Source organism: Phenylobacterium sp. (genome assembly GCF_030651185.1).
Classification (GTDB): Bacteria; Pseudomonadota; Alphaproteobacteria; order Caulobacterales; family Caulobacteraceae; genus Phenylobacterium.
Genome location: NZ_JAUSCJ010000010.1, coordinates 29,901 through 54,053, shown reverse-complemented (window position 1 = coordinate 54,053; position 24,153 = coordinate 29,901). Strand labels below are relative to the sequence as shown.

19 protein-coding genes are annotated in these 24,153 nt (G+C 69.0%); 9 read left to right on the top strand and 10 right to left on the bottom strand.

Annotation, left to right across the window (positions count from 1 at the left end; all coding sequences use genetic code 11):
- Positions 1-79: 79 nt before the first annotated feature.
- Complete coding sequence (locus tag Q7J39_RS02790) at positions 80-964, top strand: MaoC/PaaZ C-terminal domain-containing protein (RefSeq protein ID WP_304820191.1); 885 nt, start codon at positions 80-82, stop codon at positions 962-964.
- A 53-nt stretch (positions 965-1,017) separates the two neighbouring features.
- Complete coding sequence (locus tag Q7J39_RS02785; protein ID WP_304820189.1) at positions 1,018-1,803, top strand: phosphatase PAP2 family protein; 786 nt, start codon at positions 1,018-1,020, stop codon at positions 1,801-1,803.
- 122 nt (positions 1,804-1,925) lie between these two features.
- Here the strand turns inward: Q7J39_RS02785 and aguB are convergent, their stop codons facing one another.
- The 3 genes from aguB to Q7J39_RS02770 form a co-directional block, all read right to left on the bottom strand.
- The gene (aguB, locus tag Q7J39_RS02780; RefSeq protein ID WP_304820186.1) at positions 1,926-2,801 is read right to left on the bottom strand and encodes an N-carbamoylputrescine amidase; all 876 of its coding nucleotides are present in this window, start codon (positions 2,799-2,801) and stop codon (positions 1,926-1,928) included.
- Positions 2,801-3,811, bottom strand: a complete 1,011-nt coding sequence (locus tag Q7J39_RS02775) for an agmatine deiminase family protein (protein ID WP_304820184.1) — start codon at positions 3,809-3,811, stop codon at positions 2,801-2,803. The genes aguB and Q7J39_RS02775 overlap by 1 nt, the downstream gene beginning before the upstream one ends.
- Before the next feature lie 311 nt (positions 3,812-4,122).
- Positions 4,123-7,488 carry a TonB-dependent receptor gene (locus Q7J39_RS02770; RefSeq protein WP_304820182.1) on the bottom strand — a complete coding sequence of 1,122 codons (3,366 nt, stop codon included), beginning with the start codon at positions 7,486-7,488 and terminating at the stop codon, positions 4,123-4,125.
- Between the two features lie 200 nt (positions 7,489-7,688).
- Here Q7J39_RS02770 and Q7J39_RS02765 point away from each other — a divergent pair, with 200 nt between their 5' ends.
- Positions 7,689-9,266 carry a glycosyltransferase family 39 protein gene (locus tag Q7J39_RS02765; RefSeq protein WP_304820180.1) on the top strand — a complete coding sequence of 526 codons (1,578 nt, stop codon included), beginning with the start codon at positions 7,689-7,691 and terminating at the stop codon, positions 9,264-9,266.
- Here Q7J39_RS02765 and msrA read toward each other — a convergent pair.
- Genes msrA through Q7J39_RS02750 form a run of 3 tightly spaced genes read right to left on the bottom strand, consistent with a single transcriptional unit; the run spans position 9,244 to position 11,243 of the window.
- Complete coding sequence (gene msrA / locus Q7J39_RS02760) at positions 9,244-9,819, bottom strand: peptide-methionine (S)-S-oxide reductase MsrA (protein ID WP_304820178.1); 576 nt, start codon at positions 9,817-9,819, stop codon at positions 9,244-9,246. The genes Q7J39_RS02765 and msrA overlap by 23 nt on opposite strands.
- 58 nt (positions 9,820-9,877) lie before the next feature.
- Entirely contained in the window at positions 9,878-10,522 is a 645-nt protein-coding gene (locus Q7J39_RS02755; protein ID WP_304820176.1) for a 3-oxoacid CoA-transferase subunit B, read from the bottom strand.
- A 1-nt stretch (position 10,523) separates the two neighbouring features.
- Positions 10,524-11,243: a CoA transferase subunit A gene (locus Q7J39_RS02750; protein WP_304820174.1), complete on the bottom strand. Its 720-nt coding sequence runs from the start codon at positions 11,241-11,243 to the stop codon at positions 10,524-10,526.
- A 120-nt stretch (positions 11,244-11,363) separates the two neighbouring features.
- Here Q7J39_RS02750 and Q7J39_RS02745 point away from each other — a divergent pair, with 120 nt between their 5' ends.
- The 3 genes from Q7J39_RS02745 to Q7J39_RS02735 all read left to right on the top strand — a co-directional run bounded on the left by Q7J39_RS02745 (position 11,364) and on the right by Q7J39_RS02735 (position 16,799).
- Complete coding sequence (locus Q7J39_RS02745; RefSeq protein ID WP_304820172.1) at positions 11,364-13,259, top strand: monovalent cation:proton antiporter-2 (CPA2) family protein; 1,896 nt, start codon at positions 11,364-11,366, stop codon at positions 13,257-13,259.
- A gap of 9 nt (positions 13,260-13,268) precedes the next feature.
- Complete coding sequence (locus Q7J39_RS02740) at positions 13,269-14,204, top strand: isopenicillin N synthase family oxygenase (protein WP_304820170.1); 936 nt, start codon at positions 13,269-13,271, stop codon at positions 14,202-14,204.
- Between the two features lie 114 nt (positions 14,205-14,318).
- Positions 14,319-16,799 (top strand): ATP-binding protein, encoded by a 2,481-nt coding sequence (locus Q7J39_RS02735; protein WP_304820168.1) that lies wholly within the window; start codon positions 14,319-14,321, stop codon positions 16,797-16,799.
- Between the two features lie 179 nt (positions 16,800-16,978).
- Here the strand turns inward: Q7J39_RS02735 and Q7J39_RS02730 are convergent, their stop codons facing one another.
- On the bottom strand, positions 16,979-18,583 hold the full coding sequence (locus Q7J39_RS02730) for an ATP-binding protein (protein ID WP_304820166.1): 1,605 nt from the start codon (positions 18,581-18,583) through the stop codon (positions 16,979-16,981).
- Between the two features lie 375 nt (positions 18,584-18,958).
- On the opposite strand from Q7J39_RS02730, the gene Q7J39_RS02725 reads away from it, so the two are divergent.
- Positions 18,959-19,234, top strand: coding sequence for a YjhX family toxin (locus Q7J39_RS02725; protein ID WP_304820164.1), 276 nt, complete (start codon positions 18,959-18,961; stop codon positions 19,232-19,234).
- On the opposite strand, the gene rsmD is transcribed toward Q7J39_RS02725, so the two are convergent.
- Both rsmD and Q7J39_RS20850 read right to left on the bottom strand, forming a co-directional pair.
- Positions 19,217-19,798 carry a 16S rRNA (guanine(966)-N(2))-methyltransferase RsmD gene (gene rsmD, locus Q7J39_RS02720; protein WP_304820162.1) on the bottom strand — a complete coding sequence of 194 codons (582 nt, stop codon included), beginning with the start codon at positions 19,796-19,798 and terminating at the stop codon, positions 19,217-19,219. The two genes, Q7J39_RS02725 and rsmD, sit on opposite strands and share 18 nt — an antisense overlap.
- An 83-nt stretch (positions 19,799-19,881) precedes the next feature.
- On the bottom strand, positions 19,882-21,471 hold the full coding sequence (locus Q7J39_RS20850; protein WP_370689980.1) for a pseudouridine synthase: 1,590 nt from the start codon (positions 21,469-21,471) through the stop codon (positions 19,882-19,884).
- A 12-nt stretch (positions 21,472-21,483) separates the two neighbouring features.
- On the opposite strand from Q7J39_RS20850, the gene tadA reads away from it, so the two are divergent.
- A complete protein-coding gene (tadA, locus tag Q7J39_RS02710; protein ID WP_304820225.1) occupies positions 21,484-21,936 on the top strand; it encodes a tRNA adenosine(34) deaminase TadA in 453 nt (150 codons plus the stop codon).
- Positions 21,933-22,367: a DUF6265 family protein gene (locus Q7J39_RS02705; protein WP_304820161.1), complete on the top strand. Its 435-nt coding sequence runs from the start codon at positions 21,933-21,935 to the stop codon at positions 22,365-22,367. Before tadA ends, Q7J39_RS02705 begins: the two co-directional genes overlap by 4 nt.
- Here the strand turns inward: Q7J39_RS02705 and Q7J39_RS02700 are convergent.
- Positions 22,353-24,074: an alkyl sulfatase dimerization domain-containing protein gene (locus Q7J39_RS02700; protein WP_304820159.1), complete on the bottom strand. Its 1,722-nt coding sequence runs from the start codon at positions 24,072-24,074 to the stop codon at positions 22,353-22,355. The two genes, Q7J39_RS02705 and Q7J39_RS02700, sit on opposite strands and share 15 nt — an antisense overlap.
- Between the last annotated feature and the right edge of the window lie 79 nt (positions 24,075-24,153).

Below are 24,153 nucleotides of genomic sequence, written 5' to 3'. Positions count from 1 at the left end.
TCGCCGCTTGCTTCGCCGGGGCCGAACCGCTTCAATCCGCAGATAGCAAACGGACCGCATAGCGGAGGAAATATTTTCAATGGCGATCTTTTATCCCGACATTCTTGAACAGAAGACGGCGGCGCGCGAATTCACCTATCGCGACAAGGACGTGATGCTCTACGCGCTGGGCGTCGGCATGGGGCAGGACCCCATGAACGAGGACGAGCTGGCCTACGTCTACGAGAAGAACCTGAAGGTCATCCCGACGGCCGCCACCGTGCTGGCCTCGAACATGCGCTCGGCCGGCGGGCCTGCGCCGGTGATGCCCGAAGGCCACCGCCAGAGCCAGATCAACTTCCTGATGGTCGTCCACGGCGAGCAGAAGGTCGAGCTGCACAAGCCCCTGCCCACCACCGGCACCTTCACCGCCGAGGGCCGCACCGTCGGCGCCTATGACAAGGGTGAGGGCAAGGGCGCCGTCATCATCAACGAGACCATCTGGCGCGACGCCGCCGGCGAGAAGGTCGCCACCCTGACCGGCTCCACCTTCGCCCGCGGCGACGGCGGCTTCGGCGGCCCGTCGGAAGGCGCGCCGGAGCCCCACGTGGTTCCGACCCGCAAGGCGGACCTCTCGGTGGACTTCACCACCCGTGAGGACCAGGCCCTGCTGTACCGCCTGAACGGCGACCGCAACCCGCTGCACTCCGACCCCGAGTCGGCCCGCCGCTCGGGCTTCCCGCGTCCGATCCTGCACGGGCTGGCCACCTACGGCATCACCTGCCGCGCGGTGCTGCAGGCCATCACCGGCTTTGATCCCGACCAGATCCTCAGCCACCAGGCCCGGTTCTCGGCCCCGGTGATCCCCGGCGACACCATCACGGTGGACCTCTGGAAGGACGGCAAGAACATCTCCTTCGAGGCCCGCGTGAAGGAACGCGGCGCGACGGTGATCAAGAACGGCCTGACCGTCCTGCGCGCCTAAAACCCATCTGCGGAGCGGTTCCCGAAGTCCGGGAACCGCTCTAAAGAGGTTTCATGATCCTTCGACCTCTCCTGGGCGCCGCAGCCGCCCTGTCGCTGGCCGCCTGCGCCATGCTCCCGCAGATGCGCCCCGCCCCGGCGGACGCCTCGCTGGCGGCGCCTCTGAACCCCGTCCCTACCGATCTGGCCGGCTATCTGGCCGCCGCCGACCTCGATGGCGCGGCCCTGCTGGGACCGCCGCCGGCGCCCGACAGCCCGCGTGGCCTGGGGGAGCGGGCGCACTATGACGAGACCCGGTCCCTGGCCGGCTCGGCCCGCTGGACCCAGGCCATCGCGGACAACGACATCTGGGCGGGCGGCGCGCTGAAGGCCTATTCCTGCGCCGCGGGCAAGGCGATCGGGGTCAAGACGACGCCCGTCCTCTACCGCCTGCTGCACCGGATCGAGATCGATGTGCGCACCATCGGCAAGCCGGCCAAGGACCACTACAACCGCCCGCGGCCGATGATCGGCAACAGCCAGCCGATCTGCGTGCCCCGCGAGGACTGGATGAAGACCAACGCCTCCTACCCCTCGGGCCACTCCATGGTGGGCTGGTCCTGGGGGCTGATCCTCAGCGAACTGGCGCCGGCCAGGGCCGACGGCCTGATGGCGGCGGGCAAGGCGGTGGGCGACAGCCGGGTGATCTGCGGGGTCCACTTCCAGAGCGACATCGAGGCCGGCCGGACCCTGGCCTCGGCCATGGTGGCGCGGCTGCATGGGGAGCCGGAGTTCCAGCGCGACCTCGCGACGGCGCGCAGGGAGCTGGCCCGGGCGCCGGCGCTGAGCTGCCCCGCCTGACAACATGTTGGTGGCCGCGGAGGGACCAAACCCCGTCCTAGACGGGGGTATGGCCGCGCGGTCCTTGCCGGCCGAGGGTTTGCGGGCCGTCGCGACGGCCAACATGGGCCGACATGTGATCGTCAGACAGGCCGCGGGCCCACCAGCCCACCGTAGAGATCGGTGCGGCGGTCGCGGAAGAACCCCCAGGCAGCGCGGTGGGTGGTCAGGAAGTCCAGGTCGAAGCTGGCCGCCACGATCCCCTCCTCGTCGCCCAGCTCCGACACCAGGTCGCCGCGATGATCTGCGATGAAGGAGGCCCCGTAGAAGGCCTGGCCGCCATTGGGATAGTTGTCCCAGGGCTCGAAGCCGATGCGGTTGGCGCCCACCACCGGAATGACGTTGGAGACCGCGTGGCCCTGCATGGCGCGCCGCCAGGGGGCGGCGGTGTCCAGGGTGGGGTCGTGGGGCTCAGAGCCGATGGCGGTGGGATAGAGCAGCACCTCGGCGCCCATCAAGGCCATGGCGCGCGCGGCTTCCGGATACCACTGGTCCCAGCAGATGCCGACGCCGACCTTGCCGAACTTGGTGTCCCAGACCCGGAAGCCGGTGTCGCCGGGGCGGAAGTAGTACTTCTCCTGATAGCCCGGCCCGTCGGGGATGTGGCTCTTGCGATAGACCCCCATCGGCGAGCCGTCGGCGTCCACCATGACCAGGGAGTTGAAGTAGTGCGGCCCCTCGCGCTCGAAGATCGAGATCGGCAGGACGACGCCGAGCTCGGCGGCCAGCGGCGCCAGGGCCGTGACGCAGGGGTGCTCACGCCACGGATGGGCCTGGGCGAACCAGCGCTCTTCCTGCGTCACGCAGAAATACGGCCCCTGGAACAGCTCGGAAGGCAGGATCACCTGGGCGCCGCCAGCGGCGGCCTGGCGGATCAGTCCTTCGGTCTTCTTGATGTTGGCCGCCAGATCCATCCCGTAGGAGGTCTGCAGGGCGGCGACGCTCAGGGTGCGGGCCATCAGGCGGGCTCCTGCTGGGTGATGCAGTGGAAGGATCCGCCGCCGGTGAGGATGGCGTCGGAACGCAGGGCGATGACCTCGCGGTCGGGGAACAGCTCCTGCAGCGCCTGGGCCGCCAGCTCGGCGGCGCGCGGGTCGCCGTCATAGGTGGGCATGACCACCGCCCCGTTGGCGATGATGAAGTTCATGTGGCTGGCCGGTGCGGCGCCGCCCTGGTGGCTCTCGATCCAGCCCGGCGAGGGGATGCGGACCACCTTGAGCTTGCGGCCCTGGGCGTCGGTCATGGCCGCCAGGTCCCGGGCGCAGGCGTCATAGGCATAGACATTGACGTCGCCCCGGCCCCAAGCGACCGGGCAGACCACGACGCCGGGCGCCACGAAGCGGGCGAGGTTGTCGACGTGGCCGTCGGTGTGGTCGTTGGCCAGGCCGTCCCCCAGCCAGAGGATCTTGCGCGCGCCCAGCGACGCGGCCAGCTCGGCCTCGGCGGCCTCGCGGGTCCAGCCCGGATTGCGGTTGGGATTGAGCAGGCACTGGCCGGTGGTGAGGATCGTTCCCTCCCCGTCATGGTCGAGGGAGCCCCCCTCCATGATGATCTCCTGCTGGATCAGGGGCGCGCCCGAGGCGGTGGCGATCTGAGCGGCCACGGTGTCGTCGCCCTCCATCTCGTACTTGCCGCCCCAGCCGTTGAAGCGGAAGCCGCGCGCCTCATCGCCGTTCGGTCCCTTGGCGAAGATCGGGCCGGTGTCGCGCAGCCAGATGTCGCCGAACGCGCCGGGTGTGATCTCGATCCCCGGGACATCGGAGAGCAGGCGGCGCGCGGCGGCCTCCCCCTCCGGGGCGCCGGTCATCAGCCGCACGCGCTCCTTGCCGGGACCGGCCAGGGCGCGGGCCAGGGCGGCCACCTGAGCCTGGGCCAGGTCGAGGTCGTCAGCCCAAACCTCCGCATGGCTGGGAAAGCCCAGCCACATGGCCTTGTGCGGCGCCCACTCGGCGGGAACGAGAACGGTCATGGCAGGCCCTTGTATCTTGGAGCCGCGAAATGGGCGGCGCGGTGGGCTACGTCAAGCGTGGCCTTGGAAGGACATTACGATCCTTCTCCCCTTGCGGGAGAAGGTGGCCGGTCGGAGTCCGGTCGGATGAGGGGTCACGCTCCCCTCTCCGCGCGACACCCACCGACCTAACCCGAGAGGCCTATCGACGCCTCATCCGACCCTGCTCCGCAGGGCCAACCTTCTCCCGCAAGGGCAGAAGGACTTGGAAGCACGAAAAAGGGCGGCCCTGGAGGGCCGCCCTTTCCGCGAAAGCGATGTCGCTGCGAGGACTAGAACTCGTAGCGCAGCGAGACCTGGGCGTACCAGAGCGAGCGATCGTTGTTGATCGTGCGGGTGGTCGCCGTCGAGCTGAAGTTCGAGTAGCGGTAGGTGTCGCAGACGGCGCTGCTGGCGGCGGAAGCCACCCCGGCGGCGTTGGCGCAGGCCGCGTCGATGATGCGGTTGTTGCCCTGACCGGACCCCGTCGAACCGTATTCCTCGACGATGCCCCACTTGTTGTTGACCAGGTTGAGCACGTTCTGGACGTCGAGGACGACCTTGAACTTGTGACCCTCGGTCAGGCCGGGGAACTCCTGGCTGATCTGCAGGTCGAGCTGGTTCACGTCGGGGTTCTTGATGGCGCCTTTGCCGACGATGGTGTCGTTGCCCAGGTCGAACTTCCTCACCGCGTTGACGAAGTTGTCGCGGGTGGTGGCGGTGTCGAAGAAGACCTTGCCGATCTGCAGGTCGGTCTTGTTGGTGTCGCCGGCGATGTCGGGGACATAGAGCAGGTAGGCCGAACGGTTCACACCGAAGGTCGTGCTGCGGTCGCGGGAGACCGAACCCATGGTGGCGTTGACCGGGCGGCCCGTGCGGGTCTCGCCGAACAGCGAGAACCGGGTCGGGTGGTTGGCGATGAACTCATGCTTGTAGTTGAGTTCGAACTTGGCGCGGTCGCTGACCTCTTCGTAGCCCTTGCCGTAGGCGTCGCGGTTGAAGTCCGTACCGGTCGACTGGCTGGCGTAGAGCGAGCCGGCCGTGGTGCCGAAACGGCCGCCCGAGGTTTCTTCGTCCAGGCGCTGACGCGCATAGCCGATGGAGGCGCCGAGGCCGAAGTCGAAGTCCTTCGAAAGGCCGACGCCGAAGACGTAACCCTTGCCCTTGTCGGTGTTGTAGACGAGCAGGTCGCGGGTGGCCGGGGCGTTGGAGCCGGCGATGCCGGCCGCCGCGCGGGCCGCGTCGGTGGCCTGCAGGCCGTCATAGCGAATGCGGCCGTCGGGGGTCTTCTGGATGACGCCGTTCACGATCAGCGGCTGGGCGCGCAGGTCCTTGAAGGCGATGGCGTCCCTCACGGTGGTCTGCACGAAGTCGGCGGTGAGCTTCACGTCCCAGGGCAGGTCGTACTGCGCCGAGAGGAAGAACTTCCACGAGGACGGCATCTGGAAGCCGGGGGTGAAGGCGATGGTCTCGCCGGCCGCCGGGATACCGGCGGGGGTCACCAGACTGGTGACGCCGGTGGGCAGGTCGTAGCCGAAGCGCGGGTCGGTGACATTGATGTTCAGGCCCGCGGCGCCATTGGCCTGGGTGAAGCCGGCGGTGTTGTTCACCTCGCTGAAGGTGCCGTTGGCATTGCGGACGATATTGACGCCGGCCGCGGCGTAGCCGGTGGTGGAGAAGGCCGTGGAGATCAGCACGTCCGGCACGCCGCCGGAGAACAGGCCGAACCCACCGTTGACGCGGTAGGGCTTGCCCTCCGGCTTCCAGTTGAAGGCCACCCGCGGCATGACGATCGAGAGGCCGTCATAGGTCTGCTGATTGGAGAAGCGGTTCCGCGCCGTGAAGTTCGGGTTGAGGATCGGCTTGTCGTCGCTCTTGAACCAGTCGTAGCGGAAGCCGGCGGTGACCTGCAGATCGTCGGTGACGTCCAGCACGTCCTGGAAGTAGAGGCTGTTCTGCTGGTACTCGAAGAGGGCGGCGGCATCCCGCGGATTGCCTGACGGCGCATTGGAATAGGTCAGGCGGTTGGCGCGGCCAGCCTGGAAGTCGGCGATGGAGTCGAAGTAGTAGACCCCGTCGCTTTCCGGCACGAACAGGTTGACGATCTCCAGGTTCTGGCTCTCGAAGCCGACCTTCAGCAGATGATCGCCTAAGGAATACTCGGCCTTGGCCTGAAATTGCAGGTTGTGGGTCTCAAGCTCGTTGGCCTGACGGAACGAGTCCGGCCCGATGCGGACTAGGCCGCTGGGGCTGTCGCAGGTGGTGAGCGTGGTGTTGCTGACCGCCATAGAGCAGATCTGCAGTTCGGCGAACTCCTGGCCGGCCGGCGGGTTCTGGCGGCGCTCATAGTCGCGATAGGAGACGCGCAGCTGGGTGGAGAGCTGGTCGGTCCACTTGGAGTTCAGTTCGCCGACATAGGAATAGTCCTCGTCGCCGGAGAGGTAGAAGTTCGACGAGAGGCTGGCGGTATTGTTGTTCAGGTTCGAACGCGCCACCGATTCCGACAGGGCGTAGCGGTAGGTGAACGAGGCACGGTGGTTGTCGTTGATGTTCCAGTCGAGCTTGGCCGAGTACTTTTCGTCGATGATGGCGCCGGTGCGCGGGATGGTCCCGGCGTCGAAGTCCGTCGTGTAGGTGTTGTTCAGGATGTTGGTGACCTGATCGATCTGCGACTGGCCGATGCCGGAGAACGAGTTCGGGAAGCCCTGGCCGGCCGGGCCGAAGCCGACCTGGTCTGAGGTTTCATAGAGCTCGTAGGAGATGGCGAAGAACAGCTTGTCCTGCAGGATCGGGCCGGCGAGGAACGCGCCGTAGTTGGACTGGGTGATGGTCTGCTTCACCGGCTTGTCGCGCAGGGAGTCGCCGACCATGCCGTCGTTCAGATAGTTGGTGAAGACGCTGCCGTGGAAATCGTTGGCGCCCGAGCGCAGGACGATGTCGATCGAACCGCCCTGGAAGTCGCCGTTCTGCACGTCATAGGGCACGGCCTGGATGGTGAACTGCTCGATGGCGTCCAGCGAGATCGGGCCGCGACGGGTGGGCACGCCGCCCGAGTTCAGGCCGAAGTCGTCCTGCACCGGCGAACCGTCGATGGTGATGCGGTTGGCCTTGGGATTGGAGCCGGCGATGGAGATGCCGCCGTCGGCGCTGGTGTTGGCCGAGGCCAGGAGGTTGCGGCGGGCCAGGTCGCGGATGTCGCGGGTGACCGAGACCACCGATTCAATGCCGCCGCGGTCCAGGGTGGTGTTGGCGCCGGAGTTTTCCGAGGTGACGTCGCGGGCGGCGGTGACAACGAACTCGTCCACCGAGGCCTGGGCGATCAGGTCGAAGTCCAGGCGGATGCTGTCGCCCTGGGCCAGGTTGATGCCGCTGACCGACTTGGTTTCGTAGCCGGGGGCGGCGACGGTGATGTTGTAGGGGCCGCCGACCCGCAGACCGCGGGCGTCGAAGATGCCGTCAGCGTTCGGCGCGGTGACCGACCGGGTGCCGGAGGGCGTGTGGACGATCGTGATCGAGGCGTTGCGGACGGTGTTCCCGTCGTTGCCGGTCAGCTGGCCGCGCACGGCGCTGGTGGTGTCCTGCGCGTAGACCGCGCTGGACATGGCGAAAACGAGCGCCGTCAGAGCTGCGCCACCGGCGAGCCGCTTCATCGAAGTCATTGGAATCCCCTATCCATCAGCGGGGACCAGCCCAGGGCCCCCGGCGTTGCGAGTCCCTATAGCGCCAAAAATGTGGCTGTGGGTGACGGATTTGTTACGACATCATGTCCTGTCGGGAGTGCTGCTTTAAAGACACGCATCGTCCTTTACAGGGCGCCCCCAGCGCGCCACGGTCCGCCGCCAAAACAGGGATAGATCGCTTGGCTGGTAACGCTTTGTCCGCCCCCGGGGCCGACGCCCACTGGAAAGGCGCCCTGCTGCTGGCCTTCGGCCTGACGGCGGCGCGGCTGGTGGCGCTGTTCGTCACCCCCCTGGAGCTCTACCCGGACGAAGCTCAGTACTGGCTGTGGTCGCGGACCCTGGACTGGGGTTATTTCTCCAAGCCGCCGATGATCGCCTGGACCATCTGGGCCACCACGGCGATCGGCGGAAACGACGAGGCCTGGGTGCGGCTGGCCGCGCCGTTCTATCACCTGGGGGTGACCCTGGCGGTGTTCGGGATCGGCCGGCGGCTGTACGGGCCGGCGGTCGGGTTCGCCGCCTGCGCCCTCTATGCCCTGATGCCGGGCGTGCAGATCTCGTCCCTGGCCATCGCCACCGACGCGGCCCTGCTGTTCTTCCTGTCGCTGTCGCTGCTGGCCTATGTGGAGTTGCCGGCCGCGGTGGGACGCCGCCGCCTGCTGATGGCGGCGGGCTTCGGGGCGGCGGTGGGTCTGGCCTTCCTCTCCAAGTACGCCGCGGTCTACGCGATCATTGGTCTCGCCCTGCACCTGCTGATCAGCAAGGACGCGCGCCGCGTCTGGGACTGGAAGACCGCCGGCGCGGCGCTGGGCGCCTTCCTGCTGATCCTGTCGCCGAACCTGGCCTGGAACGCGGCCCACGGTTTCGCCACGGTCCAGCACACCGCCGCCAACGCCGCCTGGGGCGGGCGCAAGCTGTTCAACCTGCCGGAGCTCGGCGAATTCCTGGTCTCGCAGTTCGGGGTGTTCGGACCGATCCCCTTCGCGGTGCTGATCGGGGGCGGGGTGCTGCTGGGATTGCGCAAGCGCCTGACGGCCGCCGACCTGACCCTGCTGTGCTTCTCCATCCCGCCGTTCCTGATCGTCACCACCCAGGCCTTCATCAGCCGGGCCAACGCCAACTGGTCCGGGGCCGGATACGTGGCCGGATCAATCCTGGTGGCCGCCTGGCTGATGCGCTGGCGGGCCCGGTGGTGGCTGGTGGGGGCGGTGGCGAGCCAGGCCCTGATCGCGACCCTGTTCCTGGCCTGCGTGATCAGCCCGCCGCTGGCCGAGAAGATCGGTGCGGCTAACGCCTTCAAGCGCGCCAAGGGCTGGGAGCAGACGGTGGCGGCCCTCACCGAACGGGCGGCCGCGGAGCCTGGCCTGACCGCCGTGGCCGTGGACGACCGGTTCCTGTTCAACGCCAGCGCCTATTATGGGCGGGCCTTCTTCGGCGCCGCGAACGCCCCGCCGCTGAAGATGTGGGTGCGCGAAGGCCATCCGCAGAACCAGGCCGAGACCACCGATCCCCTGACGCCCGCCACCGGCGCCCTGGTGCTGGCCGCCAGCCTGGACCTGATCTACCGCGACGAGCTGGCCCAGGACTTCAAGACCGTCAGCGGCCGCGAGATCCACAGCGTGATGCTGGACAGGACGCGGCGGCGGAAGACCGAGCTGTTCCTCGGCGAGGGCTTCGCGCCCCTGCCGCGCGATCCGCTCACGGGGCAGCCGCCGAAACCGAAGGCGGCCGAGGTCAGCGCTTCCACACCGCCTTGAGCGCCGCCTCGCGGCCGCAGCCGACGCGGTAGGCGTTGTAGGCCATGGGGTTCTTTTTCGCGTAGTCCTGGTGGTAGGCCTCGCCCATGTGGAAGGTGGCGGCGGGCAGGATCATGGTCGCCACCGACTTGCCCAGTTCCTTGGCGACCTGGGCCTTCACCGCTTCGGCCGCCGCGCGCTCGGCGGGCCCCTCCACGAAGACGGCGGTGCGGTAGGACGGGCCCTGATCGCAGATCTGGCCGTTCGCGTCGGTGGGGTCGATATGGTGGAAGAAGTTGGCCACCAGCAGGGAGTAGCTGGTCTGGGCGGGGTCGTAGGTGACCTTGATGGCCTCCAGGTGGCCCTCGTGGTTCTGGTAGGTCGGGCGGGTCGAGGCGCCGCCCGCATAGCCGACCACGACGGACTTGACCCCCTTGGCGTGCTCGATGTCGTGCTCGGCCGACCAGAAGCAGCCCCCGGCGAAGACCGCGGTCTTCAGGGCGCCGGCGGCCGGCGCGACATTGGCCGCCAGCAGGGCGCTGGCGGCGACGGCGGCGAAGAGGGGCTTGTTCATGGGTCTGCCTTGGTTGTCCTGATCAGACATACGCAAGGCCAGGCCCGGAGGTTTCACCCTAGGTGAGCGCGACCTCGAACCTGGCTTCCGTCTTGGCCGTGATCTCCTCCAGGGTGACGCCGTCGGCCAGCGCGGTGAGCGTCAGGGGCGTCTTGCCGCGGGCGATGTCGAACACCCCGAGGTCGGTGATCAGCAGGTCCACGACCCGCGCGCCGGTGAGCGGCAGGGAACAGGCGGTGAGCAGCTTGGGGGCGCCGGACTTTTCGACATGGTCCATGACCACGACGACGCGCTTGACGCCGGCCACCAGGTCCATGGCCCCGCCCATGCCCTTCACCACCTTGCCCGGCACCATCCAGTTGGCCAGGTCGCCCTTTTCCGACACCTGCATGCCGCCCAGGATGGAAAGCGCGATGTGGCCGCCGCGGATCATGGCGAAGCTGTCGGCGCTGGAGAAGTAGGAGCTCTCCGGCAGTTCGGTGATGGTCTGCTTGCCGGCGTTGATCAGGTCGGCGTCCTCCTCCCCCTCATAGGGGAAGGGGCCCATGCCCAGCATGCCGTTCTCGCTCTGCAGGGTGACGCTCATTCCGTCAGGAATGTAGTTGGCCACCAGCGTCGGGATGCCGATGCCGAGGTTCACATAGAAGCCGTCGCGCAGCTCCTGGGCGGCGCGGGCCGCCATCTGTTCGCGGGTCCAGGCCATCTTAGACGCTCGCCTTTGCTTGGCGGGGCCGCGTGGTGACGCGCTCGATCCGCTTTTCGAATTTCGCCCCGGCGACGATGGCGTCGACATAGATGCCCGGGGTGTGGATGTTGTCCTTGTCGAGACTGCCCACCGCAACCAGCTGCTCGACCTCGACCACGGTGGTCTTGCCGGCCGTGGCCATCATCGGATTGAAGTTCCGCGCGGTCTTGCGGTAGACGAGGTTGCCCGCCGCGTCGCCCTTCCAGGCCTTGACGATGGAGAGATCAGCCACCAAGCCGCGCTCCATGACGTACATCTCGCCGTCGAACTCGCGGACCTCCTTGCCCTCCGCCACCAGGGTGCCGACGCCGGTTTTGGTGAAGAAGGCCGGGATGCCGGCGCCCCCGGCGCGGATGCGCTCGGCCAGGGTGCCCTGCGGGTTGAACTCCAGCTCCAGGTCGCCCGACAGATAAAGCTGCTCGAAGAGTTTGTTCTCGCCGACATAGGACGAGATCATCTTCCGGATCTGGCCGCTCTCCAGCAGCACGCCGAGGCCGAAGCCGTCGACGCCGCAGTTGTTGGAGACCACCGTCAGGTCCTTGGTCCCGCTCTCGCGGATCGCCGCGATGAGGTTTTCCGGGATGCCGCAGAGGCCAAAGCCCCCGGCCATTATGGTCATGCCATCGAACAGGCGCCCAGCCAGGGCGTCGACGGCGGATTTCTGTGTCTTGTCAGCCATGAATGCCCATTACGCCGCACTGCAACATTTGGGAACCGTCCACGCCGAATTCGCGTGCACAAAACCGAGAACGCCGGTGCATAGTTCAACCATGTCACGCCTCAAAACCAAGCGCGCCCGATGAACGGTCAGGACCTGCTGATCCAGGCCCTGGTCTATCTGACCGCGGGCGTGGTCTCGGTGCCGATCGCCAAGCGCATCGGCCTGGGCTCGGTGCTGGGCTACCTGATCGCCGGCGTCATCGTCGGGCCCTTCCTGCTGGACCTGGTGGGGGAGCCCGCCGACGTCATGAAGTTCGCCGAGTTCGGGGTGGTGATCCTGCTGTTCCTGATCGGGCTGGAGGTGCGCCCGGCGCTGCTGTGGCGGATGCGGACGGCGATCTTCGGACTGGGCGGCGGGCAGATGGTGGGCACCACCCTGATCATGGCCGCGGCGGGCCTGGCGCTGGGGCGCGACTGGCGCACCGCCCTGGCCGCCGGCGCGGTTCTGGCCCTGTCGTCGACGGCCATCGTCCTGGCCAACCTGGAGGAAAAGGGTATGCGCCAAGGGGCCGTCGGAGAGGCGGTGTTCGGGGTGCTGCTGTTCCAGGACCTGGCGGTGATTCCTCTGTTCGCCCTGCTGCCCCTGCTGGCCATGAGCGCGCCCGTCCACGACGTTGCGGCGGCCGGCGGACACGGCGCCAGCCTGCTGGTGGGCCTGCCCGCCTGGGCCAAGGCCCTGTCCATCCTGGGCGCGGTGGCCGCGGTGATCGGCGGTGGACGCTACCTGGTGCGGCCGGTGTTCCGCTTCATCGCCCAGGCGCGGCTGCGGGAGATCTTCACCGCCTCGGCCCTGCTGCTGGTGGTGGCCGTCGCCGCCCTGATGCAGACCGTGGGCCTGTCGCCGGCCCTAGGCGCCTTCCTGGCCGGGGTGGTGCTGGCCGAGAGCGAGTTCCGGCGTGAGCTGGAGACCGACATCGAGCCCTTCCGCGGCCTGCTGCTGGGCCTGTTCTTCATCACCGTGGGGGCGGGTCTCGACTTCTCGGTGATCGCCCGCCAGCCGGTGGCGCTGATCGCGCTGGTGATCGGCATGATGGCGCTGAAGGCCGCGGCCATGTTCGGGGTCGCCGCCCTGTTCCGCATGCCCCGTCGCGAGGCCGGCGCCTCGGCGGTGTCCCTGGCCCAGGGCGGCGAGTTCGCCTTCGTGCTGCTGGGCTTCACCGTCGCCGCGGGCGTCATCGACCCGGACCTGTCCAAACTGCTGTCGGCGGTGGTGGCGCTGTCCATGGCCTTCACGCCCCTGGCCTTCCTGGCCTACGAGAAGCTGGTGCTGAACCGCCAGGCGGGCCCGGGCGCCGAGCCCGAGCACATCCCCTTCGACGAGGGCGACCCGGAGGTGATCGTCGCCGGCTTCGGGCGGTTCGGCCAGATCGCCGCCCGCCTGCTGATCGCCAACGACTTCAATGTGGTGACCCTGGACTCCAGCATCGAGCAGATCGAGCTGCTGCGGGCCTTCGGGCGCAAGGTCCACTATGGCGACGCCAGCCGCATCGACCTGTTGCGCACCGCCGGCGCCGAGAAGGCGCGCCTGCTGATCGTGGCCATCGACGACAAGGACAAGGCCGTGGAGCTGGTGGAGGCGGCCAAGGCGGCCTTCCCCAACCTGGCCATCATGTCGCGGGCCTGGGACCGCCGCCATGCCTACGACCTGCTGGCCCACGGCGCCGACGACGTGGAGCGTGAGAGCTTCGAAGGCAGTCTTGCCATGGGCAAGCGCGCCCTGCTGCGGCTGGGCTTCACCGAGCGGCGCGCGGTGGCCGCCGCCGTCACCTTCCGCAAGCTGGACCGGCAGTTGTTCGAGAAGCTGGCGCCGGCCTATGGCCAGGAGGAGAACTACGTTCTGGCCAGCCGCGATTCCACCGAGACCATGGAGCGGCTGCTGGCCGCGGAGATGCGCCGGGTCGGCGCCGAGGACGATGGGGAGCCCGACACCCCCCAGTCTTCCAGACGGGTGGAGAAGGATCGCCAGTCGGTGTAAGGGGCGCAAATGACCCAAGCCGCCATCACCCCCGTTTCGTTCAAGGCCTTCAGCGCCGACTTCGAAGGCTTCTCCCAGGCCCTGGGCGACAGCTTCGCCCGCTACGGGTTCGCGGTGATCTCCGACCACGGCCTGCCCGACAAGAAGGTCACGGGGGCCACCGACGCCACCAAGGCCTTCTTCGCCCTGCCCGAGGAGGTGAAGCGGCGCTATGTGGTGGGAACCGGCGGCCAGCGTGGCTACACCCCCTTCGGCATCGAGACGGCCAAGGATGCGGCCCACTTCGACCTGAAGGAATTCTGGCACATGGGGCGCGACCTGCCGCCGGGCCATCCCTATCAGGACGTGATGCCGCCCAATGTCTGGCCGGTGGAGACCCCGACCTTCGTCTCCGACATCGCCTGGCTCTACGATTCCCTCGACGACCTGGGGGTCCAGGTGCTGGAGGCCATCGCCACCTACCTGAAGCTCGACCGCCACTTCTTCGACGCCACGGTGAACGACGGCAATTCGGTGCTGCGCCTGCTGCACTATCCGCCGGTCCCCAAGGACGGCCCCAACATCCGGGCCGGGGCGCATGAGGACATCAATGTCATCACCCTGCTGCTTGGCGCCGAAGAGGCGGGGCTGGAGGTTCTGGACCGCGACGGCCAGTGGCTGGCGATCAATCCGCCGGCCGGCTCGGTGGTCTGCAACATCGGCGACATGCTGCAGCGCCTGACCAACCACCGGCTGCCCTCGACGACCCACCGGGTGGTGAACCCCGCGCCCGAACGCCGCGGCTTCCCGCGCTATTCGACGCCCTTCTTCCTGCACTTCAATCCCGACCACGAGATCAAGACCCTGGCGTCCTGCGTGGATGGGCAGCACCCGGATCGCTATCCGGACCCGATCACGGCCGATGAGTTCCTGAAAGAGCGGCTGCGCGAGATCAAGCTGCTGTAGGCGGCGCGCCCACCCAAAACCCTGCGTAGAAGTTTGAAGAGTCGGTTTTTGACGGTCACGGAGATTTAACCCTCGCGCGCCCATCGTTCCCCCCCACTGATCGGGGGAGACGTCATGGCCAAGAAGGACGGGGCTTTGCTTGGCGAAGCTGAACGTCCGGCCGCCAACGGCGGGCTGGACCTTTCGGAGGTGAAGCCGACCCTGGCCCGCATCGCGCGCCTGGCCCAGGCCTATGCCAGGTTGCCGAACAGCGATGTGGTGATCCTGGACGGCGACCAGACCTGGCATGCCGCCCAGCCCGACGACTGGCGCAGCGCGGTGCCCAACGAGGACTCCTTCACCGCTGTGGCCCTGCGCTCGGAGGGCGTGTTGTGGATCGCCGACGCGCGCGAGGATCCGCGCTTCAAGGACCACCGAGGCGTCACCGGCGACCTGGGCATCCGGTTCTGCGCCGCCGCCCCGATCCGGCTGGCCGACGGCCGCGGCGTGGGCGCCGTGCTGGTGACCGACGTCGAGCCCCGTGAACACGATCCCGCCTTCGCCGACTACCTCGCCGACCTGGCCGCCCTGGCCGGGGACGAGTGGGCCCGCTACGCCGCCCGCCAGGACCTGGCCCGCGCCGCCGGCGAGGTCGCCGCCGCCCGCAACATGATCTCCGCCTTCGTCCAGGCCGCCCCCGTGGCGCTCTGCATGGTCGACAAGGAGATGCGGGTCATCCAGGCCAGCCCCCGCTGGCGGGCCGAGCGCCAGAGCGAGGATGTCTCCGGCCAGAGCCTTTACGAAGCCTATCCCGACACGCAGCGCTGGGCGCCGGTCTACAACCGCTGCCTCAAGGGCCAGACCGTGCAGCACGACCGCGTGCCGGTGAACCTGCCCGACGGCCGCCATCTGTGGGCGCGGGTGGAGATCAATCCCTGGCGCGAGGCCGACGGCGAGATCGGCGGCCTGCTGATCATGTCGGTGGACGTCACCCGCACCGCCGACGCCCTGGAGGAGGCCAAGCGCAACGAGGAACGGCTGAAGCTCGCCATGGAGATCGGCGAGTTGCGCATGTGGGAGATGGACTGGAAGCGCCGCGAACTGACCGGCGCCGGGTACCAGTCGCCCCAGCAAGGCGAGGCGGGCGCCTCAACCTATGAGGAGATGAACGCCGACATCTGGCGCGGCATCCATCCGGCCGACCGCGACGAGGCCATGCGCGCCTGGGACGAATACGTCGAAGGCGGCGCCCCGTTCCGGCAGGTCTATCGCATGACCCGGAAGGAGGGGCCGCACCAGTGGCACTACTCAGCCTGCGAGGCGATCCGCGACGAACGCGGCCGCATCGTCCGGGTGCTGGGGGTGCTGCGCAATATCGACAAGGAGAAGCGCGGCGAACTGGAACTGGTGAAGGCCAAGGAGGAAGCCGAGACCGCCAACAAGGCCAAGAGCGAGTTCCTGGCCAATATGAGCCACGAGATCCGCACCCCGCTGAATGGCGTCATGGGCATCGCCGGGGCGCTGGCCCGCACCGAGCTGACTGCCGGCCAGGCCGAGATGGTCAATCTGATCGAAACCTCGGCCCAGACCCTGGAAGCCCTGCTCACCGACATCCTGGACCTGGCCCGCATCGAGGCCGGCCGGCTGGAGATCCGCCCCGAGCCCTTCGACATGGCCACCTCGGTCAATGCCTGCGCCTCGCTGTTCCATGCGAGCGCCCAGGCCAAGGACCTGAAGCTGATCGTCGAGTGCGACCCCTACGCCCAGGGGTCCTTCGACGGCGATGCGCCGCGCATCCGCCAGATCCTCACCAACCTGCTGGGCAATGCGGTGAAGTTCACCAACGCCGGCGAGGTGAAGCTGGCGGTGAAGGCGCGGCGCGACGAGACCTCCACCCACCTCACCTTCGAGGTCAGCGACACGGGCATCGGTTTCGACGAGGAAACCCGCCAGCGCCTGTTCGGGCGGTTCCAGCAGGCCGACGGCTCCATCACGCGGAGATTTGGCGGAACCGGCCTCGGGCTCGCCATATCCCGCTCCCTGGCCGAGGCCATGGGCGGGACGCTGTCGGCGACCTCGGAACCGGGCCAGGGCTCGACCTTCGCCCTCGACCTCGAACTGCAGCGCCGCCACGGCGCCGTGGACCTGTGGGGTGAGCACGAGGAGGCCGCCAATGAGGAGGCCGACCTCGACACGATGCGCGTGCTGCTGGCCGAGGACCATCCCACCAACCGCCGGGTCGTGGAACTGATCCTGGGAGCGGCCGGGGTCGACCTGACCTGCGTCGAGAACGGCGCCGAGGCCGTGGACGAGGCCGCGCGCGCCAGCTTCGATCTGATCCTGATGGACATGCAGATGCCGGTGATGGACGGCCTGACCGCCATCCGCGCCATCCGTCGCCGGGAGGGGCGCGAGAAGGCGGCGCCCACGCCCATCTACACCCTGACCGCCAACGCCATGCCCGAACACGCCCAGGCCTCCTCCGACGCCGGCGCCGACGGCCACATCACCAAGCCCATCACCGCCGACGGCCTGCTCCGCGTCGTGGAGCAGGTGTGGAACGACAAGGCCGGGGGTGGTGTGGCGGCGGACGGGGCGGAGGCGTTGCGGGCCTGACAACAGAAAGACCCTTCGATGCGCGAAGGGCCCCTTCGCCCTGCCCTCTCCCCCTGCGCCGACGGGCGAGGAGGGATTGTCTCAGAGGTCTTGGGCGAATCCCCTCTCCTGCTTGCGGGAGAGGGTAGGGTGAGGGTTCTTGTTAGCTGAGTTCCCGCGCCGCAAACGTCAGCAAGCCCTCAGGCCGCAACGGCGCGTCGATCGGTGTCCAGGGCCTGGTTGATGGCGGTCATCAGGCGTTCCGGCTTGATGGGTTTCTCCACGACCCCGTTCATGCCCTGGGCGAGGTAGCTGGCGGCGTCCCAGGGATCGGCGTTGGCGGTGAGCGCCAGGATCGGAACCTGGCCCGCCGGGCCGGCAAGGGCGCGGATGCGGCGGGTGGCCGCGACACCGTCAAGGTTGGGCATGCGGATGTCCATCAGGATCAGGTCAAAGCGCCCATCCTCAGCGGCGGCCACGGCCTGCAGCCCATCCTCGACGCTTTCGGTCGTCGCCCCGAACATGTCGCAAAGAGTCTCGGCCACCAGCCGGTTGGTGGCGTTGTCGTCGGCGATCAGGATATGCAGGCCGCTATCGGCCATCACCTCGGCCTCCTGCGCCAGGGCGATCTCGCAGGGGGCGGGCAAGGCGAAGAGGGGGATGGCGAAGGTGAGGTCCAGGCCGCCGGCGGCGTTGCGCGCGGCGCCCAGGGTCCCGCCCATCTGGGCCACCAGCTCGCGGCAGATGGAGAGGCCCAGGCCTGCCCCGCCCTGTTTCAGGCCCTGCTCGGTCTGGCTGAAGGGCTGGAAGATGCTGGCCAGCCGGTCCTCTGGCACGCCCGTGCCGGTGTCGGAGACCTCGCCCTCCACCGCCAGGTGGACGCCGTCGCGGCGGACCCGGAGCGCGACCTCGACGCCACCGGTCTCCGTGAACTTCAGCGCGTTGCCGATCAGGTTGTTGAACACCTGCTTGATGCGGATCTCGTCCCCCAGCGCCCATTGGTCGGCGGGGCCGTCATAGGCCACGGCGAGGGTCAGGCCCTTGAGCTCGGCCCGGGCGCCCCAGAGGGTGGCCAGGTCGCCGGTGAGACGTCCGAGGGCGAAGCTGTCCTCGTTGAGCTCCAGGCGGCCCGCGTCGGCGCGCGACAGGTCCAGCGCGTCGGTGAGAAGGCGCAGCAGGGTCTCGCCGGAGTCCTGGATGCCGCGGACATAGGGGATGAGGTCGGGCTGAACCAGCTTGCGCGCCAGGATGTCGGCGATGGCCAGAACGCCGTTCAGGGGCGTTCGGATCTCGTGGCTCATCACCGCCAGGAACTGTGACTTGGCGGTCAGCGCCGCCTGGGCCTCGATCCGGGCCCGGTCCGTGGCGGCGGCCAGGGTGGTCATCTCGTCGGCGTGGGCGCGGCTGGCGGCGTTGGTGGCCTGGAGCAGGGAGAGCGCGCTGCCCACGCCGGCATAGAGTCCCCCCTGGGTGACGATGAAGCCCCGCAGCAGTTCCGAGGCTCGCTCGGCCAGGGCCTCGCCGCAGAAGGCCGCCACGTCCACGTCGCCCTCCACCACCAGGGGCTCGGGATTCATCAGCAGGGAGATCGGACGGCCCGCATAGAGGGCGCGGCCGAACTGGCCGGCCATGGCCAGGAAGAAGGCGGTGCGCTCCACCAGACCCACCGGCGCGCCATCGGCGCCTACCACCGCGATGGCGAGCGTATCGGGCTCGGCCTCGAACCGCTCGTAGATCAGGGCGCCGGGCGTTTCCGGGGCGATGGGAAAGGAACGCTGGGCAAGGTCGAGGAGGACGCCGGACATGCAAGACCTCAGTACTGGGGGTAGCGAAGTCCTAGGTCGCCTGAACTAACGGGAGGTGAATCTGAATGTGGTTATACTTTAGCAGAACTCGATATCATCGTCTTATATCTGTCATGTATCCGTCACGCGGCGTCGATCCCGAGTATTTTCAGGCATAGACTGACTTCGGATGGTCACAGCCTTGGCTGTTGCCGCGGGCTGCGCGGTGTCTAGGATGGGCCCTCTCAACCCAAGGGGAGATCATGTCGGAGACTGTGTTCGGGACCCGGGCCTAACCGCCGACCGAGGTTCCTAGACTTCTGATCGGCTCATGGCCCTTCGCCGTCCGCGCCAGCGCGCGGGCGCGCCTTGTTATGATCAGTTCCGGACAGTCCCTTGAACATTTCCAAAGCGCAGCAACGCACGCTGCACGCCCTGGCCCAAGGCGGCCAGATCATCCTTGAACGCGATCCCCGAGGCGGCATCGTTGAAGCCACCTGCATCAGCCGTGACGGCTGGCGGCTGGCCGACTGCGACCTCGCCGTCTTCAAGAGCCTGAAGAAGAAGCGACTGATCGCCAGCCGGGGCGGCCAGCCCTATCGGGTGACCCGCGACGGCCTGGTGAACCTGCGGGCCCAGCTCGACAACCGGACCTCAGTCCGCGGCTGGTAGCCCCACCAACCGAAGGAAGTGGACGCGCGCGGCGCCGTAGTCGCGCGCGTCCAGCACCTCGAAGCCCTCGACGCTGAAGGCCGGCTCGGCCGAGCCGCGCTCGAAGACGATCAGGGCCTCGGGCGCCAGCCAGCCGCCGTCGCGCAGCTTGGCCAGCGCCACCTCGCCCAGACCCTTGGCGTAGGGCGGATCGAGGAAGGCGAGGTCGAAGGCCGGGCCGTCGGCGCCGGGACGTTGGCCAAGGTCGGTGGCCGAGCGGCGGTGGACGCGGGTTTTCCCGAACAGGCCCATCGCATCGACGTTCTCGCGGATCGCACCGCGGGCGGCCTCGTCGGTCTCCACGAACAGGCAGAAGGCAGCGCCGCGTGAGAGGGCCTCGAAACCCAGCGCCCCGGAGCCCGCGAACAGGTCGATGACGCGCAGCTCCCGCAGACCCTTGGACCAGGCGGCATGCTCCAGGATGTTGAACACCGCCTGACGGGCGCGGTCGCTGGTGGGGCGGGTGGCCTCGCCGGCCGGGGTGACGATCGCCTTGCCGCGGAAGTCGCCGGAAACGATGCGCATGGGGATACCAGTGTCTCAGGTGGAACTAGAGCGTTGGCGAAGCGGGGGCGGAACGCCGGGGCGCGATGGGGGCGCCGAGCGGCCTATCCGCGCCGCTTGGGACCGCCCTTTGGCGCAGGGCCTGGCGGACGCGCGAGCGAGCTTGGCGGCCGTGATCCCGATCGACTGGGCGCGCGCGGGCCTGAAGGCCGCCCGTCCGCCGGCGGAGATCCGGAACGCTTGGGCTTGACGTCGCGCGGCGCGTCCTGGGCGGCGGGCCGGGCGTCGTGCGTCTTGCCGCCGTCCGGCCGCGGACCCTTGAAGCGGTCGGGACGGCGCGAGTCGGCCTTGGGGCCTTCCTTGCGCTTGGGAACAGCATCCCGCTTCGCGCCATTGGGGCGTGGGCCCGATCGCGGCGCATCGGCGCGCGGCCCGCGATCCGTACGCGGCGTCGTGGGCGACGGGGCGTCGCGTCGCGGAGGGCGGGCCTCGGCCTGGGCGGGGCGCGCGCCTTGCGGACGCGGGGCGTCCGGTCGGGGGCTACTGGAACGTTCCGCACGCGGAGCCGCCGACCGAGGGGCGTCCGGACTCGGCGCGCGGGGCTCGGCCGGCGCGCGCTGGGCGGCCAGGCGCGCGTCGGACCGGGGGGCCCGGGCGGGGATCGCGGTGGGCCGGACCTGGGCGACGGGACCGGCCGGCTTCGGCTTGGCCTTTCGCTTGGGGTGCGGGCTGGGGGTGATCGTGGGCTTGGCCCAGCCGGCCTTGTAGACCGTCTTCGGCTTGGCGGGCATGCCGTCGTCAGGCCCGGTGTGGTGGCCTGCGCCCGGCGCGGTGCGGCCCCGGCGCTGAACGTCGCCGCCGGCGTGGGTGGCGATGGGCTTGGAGAACTGGGCGCGATCGCCGGTGGGCAGGTTTCCCGGCGCGATATGGTCGGCGAATTGCTCGCGGACGACGCGCGGCCCCACCTCCTCGATCTCGCCGACGGCCAGGGTTCCCAGGGCCAGCGGCCCATAGGACATGCGGATCAGGCGGTTGACGGTGAGGCCCAGGGCCTCCAGCACGCGGCGGACTTCGCGGTTCTTGCCCTCGGCCAGGGTGACGGTGATCCAGACGTTGGCGCCCTGGGCGCCTTCCTTGGCCTTGTCGAGATGGGCCTCGATGGCGCCGTAGCTGACGCCCTCGACGGTGATGCCGTCCTTCAGGCTGTCGAGCTTTTCCTGGGTGACGCGGCCCCGGGCGCGGGCCCGGTAGCGGCGCACGATGGCGCTGGAGGGCAGCTCAAGCGCCCGGGCCAGGCCGCCGTCATTGGTCAGCAGCAGCAGGCCCTCGGAATTGAGGTCGAGGCGGCCCACCGAGATCAGCCGCGGCAGGGCCTTGGGCAGGGCGTCAAACACCGTGGGGCGTTCCTGGGTGTCCTTGTGGGTGGTCACCAGGCCGACAGGCTTGTGATAGCGGAACAGGCGGGCGGGCTCGGCGGCCTGAACGAGCGCGCCGTCGACGGTGAGCACGTCGTCGGCCTCGACCTTGGTGGCCGGCGTCGTCACGCGCTCGCCGTTGACGAAGACGCGGCCGGCCTCGATCAGCCGCTCGACCTCGCGTCGCGAGGCCACGCCGGCCCTCGCCATCGCCTTGGCGATGCGTTCGCCGCCTTGACCTGCGGGGTCGTCCTGGGTGTCTTGGGGATCGTGGACCATGATCTTCGCACCATGCGCATCGCGCTCGAAGCGGCGCAAGCCGCAGCCGACCGGGGCGAAACCCCGGTGGGCGCCGTCGTGGTCGATCCGGCCACCGGCGAGGTGATCGCGACGGGCGCCAACCAGCCCATCGGCAGCCACGATCCCACCGCCCACGCCGAGATCGTGGCGCTGCGGGCGGCGGCGCAAAAGCTCGGCAACTACCGGCTGACCGGCCTGACCCTGGTGGTGACGCTGGAGCCCTGCGCCATGTGCGCCGGGGCCATCAGCCACGCGCGGATCGGCCGGGTGGTGTTCGGGGCCGAGGACGCCAAGGGCGGGGCGGTGGTCCATGGCCCGCGCTTTTTCGAACAGCCCACCTGCCACTGGCGGCCGGAAGTGGTGGGCGGCGTGCTGGCCGACGAGAGCTCGGCGATGCTGAAGGGGTTCTTCAAGGCGCGGCGTAAAAAAGGAGAGACGACATGATCCTGGCCATGCTGGCCGCCGCCGTGATCGCCGCGCCCGCCGACCTGGCCTGGATGGCCGGATCCTGGACCCACGAGCAGGACGGGACCATCACGCGGGAAACCTGGCTCGCGCCCCTGGGAGGAACTATGTCCGGGGCCGGCCAGACCAATCGGCCAGGCAAGCCGGGGCGGTCGGAGTTCATGACCATTACCGCGGAGCCGGCAGGGACGACCTTCACCGCCTATGTCGACGGCCAGCCGCCGACGCCCTTCGTGGCGATCGCCAGCGATCCGGGCAGCGCGGTGTTCGAGAACAAGGCCCACGATTTCCCGCAGCGGATCATGTACCGCCGCTGCGGCGCCAACCTCTGCGCCGGGATCGAGGGCGTGGTCGCAGGCAAGCTGCGCGCCGAACACTGGACCTACAGCCGGATCTCAGTCCCGGAATAGATCGAGGACAGCCGCCAGGTCGCTGGGGGCGCCCTTTTCCAGCTTCAGCTTGCCCGAGGTCAGCGCGCCCTGCATCGCGGCGGGCGAGGCGATGGCGGCGACGAGGTCGGCCTTGGACCCGGCCAGCACCACACCGGCATCCGGCGCCGCGCCCTTAGAGGTCTCGGCGACGCCGCAGCGGACGCGGATGGTCCAGTCGCCGTCACCGGCCAGCCGCAGGACGAGCGCGGTCTCGGCCTTGGCGGCCTTCTCCGCGTTGAGACGCACCGGGAAGGTGGCGACGATGGCGCTGGCCGGCAGGCCCGCGGCCTGGGCCCCGCCCTGGCGGGCGCCGATGATCTGCTTCCAGCCTGGGGCCTTGCCTGCCAGTTCGGCCGCCTGTTCGAGATAGTAGTTACGGCCGTTCGGGGAGACGCTGTCGAAGCCGAGCTGGCGCAGGGCCTTGACCTCCAGCGCGTCGGCCTCCCCCTTCAGCGACGGGTCGGCGCGGCGGACATAGGTCGCCAGTTCGGCGGCCCACTTCCAGCGGCCTTCGGCATAGGCGGCCTGCGCCTTGGCCAGGGCGGCGGCGGGGCCGCCGGCCAGGTCGGTGATCTCCTTGGCGCGGGCGTCGGGCGCGTCCCTGGACAGCTCGGCGGCGTCGCCGCTGAACCAGCCCATATAGCCGGCGAAGATCGAGCGAACCGACCATTCCACCGTGCCGTAATGCTCGAGGAGGAAGGGATTGGCGGCCAGGTGGGCCGGAAGTTTCACCTTCTCGACGATCTCGTCCGGCGTAAGGCCCTGGTTCATCCAGCGGACGGTCTGGTCGTGGGTGAAGGAAATCGCGTCGCGGTAGTCGGTCAGGGTCGCGGCGATCGCCGGGGCGCCGACGATAGGCCGGGTGTGGGAGGGGACCAGCACCTCGGCGCGCAGCGCCCGCATACGGTCCAGGGAGGCCGCCCATTGGACGGGGTCGCGGTAGCTGGTGCCGCGGATCGTGTAGAGGTTGGGGAAGGCCTTGTAGATGTTGTCGCCGGGGAACAGCACCCGGCGCTCCGGCATCCAGACGAACAGCTGGTCCTCGGTCTCGCCCGGCGCATGCTCAAGGACGAACTGCTCACCGCCGAGCTTGAGGGTGAGCGTCTGGTCGAAGGTCAGGTTGGGGGCCACGAACCCGCCGGCCCCGCCCCCGCCGAAGGCCGACAGGAAGGGTCCGATCCCGACGCTGACGAAGCCGTCCGGCGTCCCCTTGGGCAGGAAGACCCCGTACATGCGCGCCGCCCGGGCCGCGATGGAGGGGGCAGCGACGCCGTTCCACTTGGCCGCCTCCCGCAGCAGGGTCGCCTGGGCGATCACCTTGCCGCCCTTGACCAGCGGGAAGGCCGAGGCGCCGTTGATGTGGTCGTTGTGGTTGTGGGTATAGATGATGGCCACGACCGGCTTGCCGCCCGCCCGCGGCGCGAACTCCGCCCAGACCTTCCTGGCCTCCTCCAGGCTGTCGGTGGTGTCGATGATCACCACGCCTGTCTTGCCCACCACCATGATCGAATTGGCGATGCCGTAGCCGACGGCGGAGAAGACCCCGGGGGCCGGCTCATAGACCTTGGCCGGCGCAAACTCGGCGGTGTGGGCGGCGAGCGAGGGCGCGATGCGGGCGGCCGGTTCGTCGGCCAGGGCGGCCGTGGCCATCAGGCCGAACGCGGCGGCGGCGAGTGCGCGGATCATGTGTTTCCCCAACCTGGCGGCTCTTTCCGCCAAGAACGCCCCTGCCCTGGCGGCGGTCAATACTTGTCAGGTGGCGAGC

Bases quoted from the DNA above. Each gene is read 5' to 3' on its own strand.
- Q7J39_RS02790 (WP_304820191.1), top strand. From the start codon at position 80: ATGGCGATCTTTTATCCCGACATTCTTGAACAGAAGACGGCGGCGCGC.
- Q7J39_RS02785 (WP_304820189.1), top strand. From the start codon at position 1,018: ATGATCCTTCGACCTCTCCTGGGCGCCGCAGCCGCCCTGTCGCTGGCC.
- aguB (WP_304820186.1), bottom strand. From the start codon at position 2,801: ATGGCCCGCACCCTGAGCGTCGCCGCCCTGCAGACCTCCTACGGGATG.
- Q7J39_RS02775 (WP_304820184.1), bottom strand. From the start codon at position 3,811: ATGACCGTTCTCGTTCCCGCCGAGTGGGCGCCGCACAAGGCCATGTGG.
- Q7J39_RS02770 (WP_304820182.1), bottom strand. From the start codon at position 7,488: ATGACTTCGATGAAGCGGCTCGCCGGTGGCGCAGCTCTGACGGCGCTC.
- msrA (WP_304820178.1), bottom strand. From the start codon at position 9,819: ATGAACAAGCCCCTCTTCGCCGCCGTCGCCGCCAGCGCCCTGCTGGCG.
- Q7J39_RS02755 (WP_304820176.1), bottom strand. From the start codon at position 10,522: ATGGCCTGGACCCGCGAACAGATGGCGGCCCGCGCCGCCCAGGAGCTG.
- Q7J39_RS02750 (WP_304820174.1), bottom strand. From the start codon at position 11,243: ATGGCTGACAAGACACAGAAATCCGCCGTCGACGCCCTGGCTGGGCGC.
- Q7J39_RS02745 (WP_304820172.1), top strand. From the start codon at position 11,364: ATGAACGGTCAGGACCTGCTGATCCAGGCCCTGGTCTATCTGACCGCG.
- Q7J39_RS02740 (WP_304820170.1), top strand. From the start codon at position 13,269: ATGACCCAAGCCGCCATCACCCCCGTTTCGTTCAAGGCCTTCAGCGCC.
- Q7J39_RS02735 (WP_304820168.1), top strand. From the start codon at position 14,319: ATGGCCAAGAAGGACGGGGCTTTGCTTGGCGAAGCTGAACGTCCGGCC.
- Q7J39_RS02730 (WP_304820166.1), bottom strand. From the start codon at position 18,583: ATGTCCGGCGTCCTCCTCGACCTTGCCCAGCGTTCCTTTCCCATCGCC.
- rsmD (WP_304820162.1), bottom strand. From the start codon at position 19,798: ATGCGCATCGTTTCCGGCGACTTCCGCGGCAAGGCGATCGTCACCCCG.
- Q7J39_RS20850 (WP_370689980.1), bottom strand. From the start codon at position 21,471: ATGGTCCACGATCCCCAAGACACCCAGGACGACCCCGCAGGTCAAGGC.
- tadA (WP_304820225.1), top strand. From the start codon at position 21,484: ATGCGCATCGCGCTCGAAGCGGCGCAAGCCGCAGCCGACCGGGGCGAA.
- Q7J39_RS02705 (WP_304820161.1), top strand. From the start codon at position 21,933: ATGATCCTGGCCATGCTGGCCGCCGCCGTGATCGCCGCGCCCGCCGAC.
- Q7J39_RS02700 (WP_304820159.1), bottom strand. From the start codon at position 24,074: ATGATCCGCGCACTCGCCGCCGCCGCGTTCGGCCTGATGGCCACGGCC.